We start from the raw sequence: 3,413 nt of genomic DNA, 5'->3' as shown, positions 1-3,413 counted from the left end.
ACATCCTCCTCCAATGAAAAACGGACCCTAACCCCCCTGTGTCAAGTGTGGGTAAAGCTCAGCTTTTTAAAGGGGGGAGCGGGGGGATTTTACGGCCGCTCTTGATTAAAGCGGTAGTATGCGTGCAACTTACCAACAGGTCAGGAAATAAAACTTGAACCCTTTAAACAACAAAATCAAAAATTAAAGCCATGAAACTCAAAAACAAAGTCGCGCTGGTTTTAGGAGCCGTCAAGGGGATCGGACGGGGTATCGGGCTTGACCTTGCCGCCAGGGGCTGTCAGGTCGCCCTGACCTATTTTGACTGGGAGGAAAGCCTTTCCGAAATGAAGGATGCTTTTGCCCGGACCGGGCAGGACCACCTGATCGTCAAAGTCAACCTCCTTCGCACCGAAAAAATCCAGGAACTGATCCAGGAGGTTATCGACCGCTTCGGGCGTCTTGATATCCTGATCAACAACATTGAACGGGGGGGCTGGCCGGTTGTCCACGGGCCTTATGTCCGCGAACAGTGGGACCTTGAAATGGAAACCACCCTGCGCGCCAAATGGTGGATCTTTAACGCAGCGCTTCCCCATCTGAAAGCCTCCGGCGAGGGCGCCGTCATCAACATCTCTTCCATTGCGGGGATCGTTGGCAGGACCGGCCCGGCAGGCCATGTGTTCAACGATGGATACGCAGCGGCCAATCGCGGCATCTCGCTCCTGACGGAAACCTGGGCGCGGCTGGGCGCGCCGCACGTGCGGGTCAATGAAATCATGCTGGGTTTTGTGGATACCCGCCACGGCGAAAACACCAGGGGCTGGCACCTGCTTTCGGACGATCAGAAAGCGGCGATCATCAGGCATACCCTTGTGGAGAGAACCGGCGCCATTGACGATGTGGTCAAGACCGTCCGGTTTATTTTAAAGGACGCGCCCTTTATGACCGGCAGTGTCCTGCGTCTGGACGGCGGGTATGTCCTGGGAGGGGAAACGGTTGCGCCTATGCCGGAGGGAGTTGTTTAATTTCCAAAAGCAATTCAATAGAGGCGCACCCCTTTAAACCTTAAACAATCAACCAGAGCACGACCCCCACCAGCAGCGAGGCCGCCACCCCCAGGGGGATGGTCCGGCGCAGGATTTCCCCTTCCCTGCCGACGGCCCCGCACATGGACGCAGCCAGCGCGACTTTAAAGGGAGACGAGATGGAGCCCACCGAACTCCCCACCGCCAGCCCGGCAGCCAGCCAGGTGGCGGAAACGCCCATGAGCGAGGCCGCCTGAACCTGGAGCGGGCCGAAGAGCATCAGCGCCGCCACCCCGTAGCCGGTAAGAAAGGTTCCCACCCAGCCCAGCAAGGGAACGAACAGGGGGTAGAACATTCCGGTATACCCTGCAAGCCCCTGGGAAATGATCCTGGGAATGTTGTGGCCGACATCCAGGCCGAAAAAGCCGGGATGGTAGCCGGTGTAAGAAATCACCTGACCCATGGCGCCGAAAGCCCCCATGGCTGCAATGGCCCGCCAGCCCCTCCTGAATCCGCTGCGGATAATCGTTTGTATTTCCTTTTTTGGCACGCGCTGCAAACGGATGGAAATCAGAAACGCCAGAAAAAGATAGAGATAAGCCGAAAACAGCGGCCGGAAGGTGATGGCGTGCACCGGGATAAAATTCACCTTCACGACAAACCGCTCTAAGGCAAGGGTCCGCACAAACGGGACAACGTTCACGCAAAGGAGACAGATCAGCAGAAACGCAAAGGGGGCCAGGTCCGCGAAAATCCCTTTTTGCAGGCGAAGCCGGCCGGAGCCCAGCAGGATAAAGGCAAGGATAACCGCCAGTCCTGCCAGAATTCCGGCCACCGGAACGCCCACAAAGGCTGCCGCCGCAAGACCCGTCACCCCTGCCAGCAGTCCGGCCGACAGGATGATGCAAAGTCTGCGGATTTCCCAGGCGCCCTGCGGAAGAAAAAGAGGGATGCAAAGCGCCATGGCCAGCGTTGCCGGAATGGAAAGCCACGCGGCCGTCACCCCAAGGTCCGCAACCGGCAGGCCCGTCACCAGCGCCAGGACCGTGACGATAATGCCGCCCATCGCCAGGGTCATCAGTCCCGAGTAGCCGATAATGGAAAGGGCTGCAGCGCCCGTGGGCGATACGCCGGCTGCGACCAGCATGGGCGCCGCCACAGGCTCGGCGATAACTCCCGCCCCTTCCATGAAGTTGGCGACGCCGAAGGTGATGAGCACGTTGCGCCCGAAGGCGTCGCCGGCCCCGCCTTTAAGCCACTCGACGATGCGGGTGAGCGATCCGGTAGCCGTCAAACTGCTTGACAGGAAAATTCCTCCCAAGATCACAAAAAGCAGCGGCAGGGTGGTCAGCACTCCGTCCACGGCGGACAGCAGCGCCACTAAAAAAGACGTCTTGAAAAAACCGATTGCAAGCAGCAGGGAAAATAGAAATCCGTAAAGAGAAAGCTCCAGGGCCGATCTTCGCAGGAAAACCGCCAGAACCGCCAGCAAGACCACCGGCAACCAGCTCAGCAAAAACAGTCCCATATTCATGGCTAATCAGGTCCTTTCAATTGAGGCGAGATTGTCCGAATTTCAGTTCTTGTCAGTAGGAGGCAACTACTCTCCGAGAGGACAAACAAAAGGAAGAGATTTTTCTTTTCAATGAATAATGAGTCATGCAACAGTTTCATGCGCATGATCTTCGCGGTTTTGCGCCGGAATAATCCTCTGTTGAATGTCGTCCCAGATTTTACGCCGCATAATTCTCAGATCATATTCAGACTGTAAATTGAGCCAAAACTGGGCTTCAACTCCAAAATAGCGCTGTAATCTCAGGGCGGTATCTGCCGTAATGGCTCGTTTGCCATTCACGATTTCACTTATTCTGTTCGGAGGAACAGCAAGATCGCGAGCCAGCTGATTAATACTGATACCCAATGTTTCCATAAAATCTTCACGCAGGATTTCTCCTGGAATAATAGGATCAAGCAGTTTTTTTGTACCCATGATAACACCTCAATGATAATCGGTTATTTGAACCTCGTAGGCATTGCCCTCTCTCCACTCGAAACAAACTCTCCATTGCTTGTTGATACGAATAGCATATTGTTCTTTTCGATTGCCCCTTAGCGCATGAAACCGATTGCCAGGATTCAGCGTCAAGGATTTAAGGCTTGGAGCAGCATGGAGGATCATCAGCCTTTTTCTTGCCTGTCGTTCAAATGACTGAAATCGACGGACGTTTTCATCATTGAAAAGCTTTTCCGTATCACGGCAGGCAAATGATTTTATCATAAAAAAAGACTATTACGCCGCGCATAATATGTCAAGCGTAACCTTTCATTGGCAGTAATTCTGGGCGAACAGATTAAAGTGGATATTTCCTGTAGATATTTGAGTTAAATAGAGTATTCGTGATAATT

4 protein-coding genes are annotated in these 3,413 nt (G+C 54.1%); 1 reads left to right on the top strand and 3 read right to left on the bottom strand.

Annotated elements, in window-relative coordinates; all coding sequences use genetic code 11:
* The first annotated feature begins 191 nt into the window (after positions 1-191).
* Positions 192-1,007, top strand: a complete 816-nt coding sequence (locus P1P89_22795) for an SDR family oxidoreductase (protein ID MDF1594351.1) — start codon at positions 192-194, stop codon at positions 1,005-1,007.
* Positions 1,008-1,047: 40 nt separating this feature from the next.
* On the opposite strand, the gene P1P89_22790 is transcribed toward P1P89_22795, so the two are convergent.
* From P1P89_22790 to P1P89_22780, 3 genes are all read right to left on the bottom strand, one after another.
* Entirely contained in the window at positions 1,048-2,541 is a 1,494-nt protein-coding gene (locus tag P1P89_22790; GenBank protein MDF1594350.1) for an L-lactate permease, read from the bottom strand.
* Positions 2,542-2,664: 123 nt separating this feature from the next.
* Positions 2,665-2,997 carry a HigA family addiction module antitoxin gene (locus P1P89_22785; GenBank protein MDF1594349.1) on the bottom strand — a complete coding sequence of 111 codons (333 nt, stop codon included), beginning with the start codon at positions 2,995-2,997 and terminating at the stop codon, positions 2,665-2,667.
* Between the two features lie 9 nt (positions 2,998-3,006).
* Positions 3,007-3,285: a type II toxin-antitoxin system RelE/ParE family toxin gene (locus P1P89_22780; GenBank protein ID MDF1594348.1), complete on the bottom strand. Its 279-nt coding sequence runs from the start codon at positions 3,283-3,285 to the stop codon at positions 3,007-3,009.
* Positions 3,286-3,413 lie beyond the last annotated feature (128 nt).

This window comes from Desulfobacterales bacterium (assembly GCA_029211065.1).
GTDB lineage: Bacteria > Desulfobacterota > Desulfobacteria > Desulfobacterales > JARGFK01 > JARGFK01.
Note: the sequence above shows the minus strand (reverse complement) of the source record. Positions and strands in the feature narration are given on the sequence as shown.

Coding starts and splice junctions, on each gene's coding strand:
- P1P89_22795 (MDF1594351.1), top strand. CDS start 192: ATGAAACTCAAAAACAAAGTCGCGCTGGTTTTAGGAGCCGTCAAGGGG.
- P1P89_22790 (MDF1594350.1), bottom strand. CDS start 2,541: ATGAATATGGGACTGTTTTTGCTGAGCTGGTTGCCGGTGGTCTTGCTG.
- P1P89_22785 (MDF1594349.1), bottom strand. CDS start 2,997: ATGGGTACAAAAAAACTGCTTGATCCTATTATTCCAGGAGAAATCCTG.
- P1P89_22780 (MDF1594348.1), bottom strand. CDS start 3,285: ATGATAAAATCATTTGCCTGCCGTGATACGGAAAAGCTTTTCAATGAT.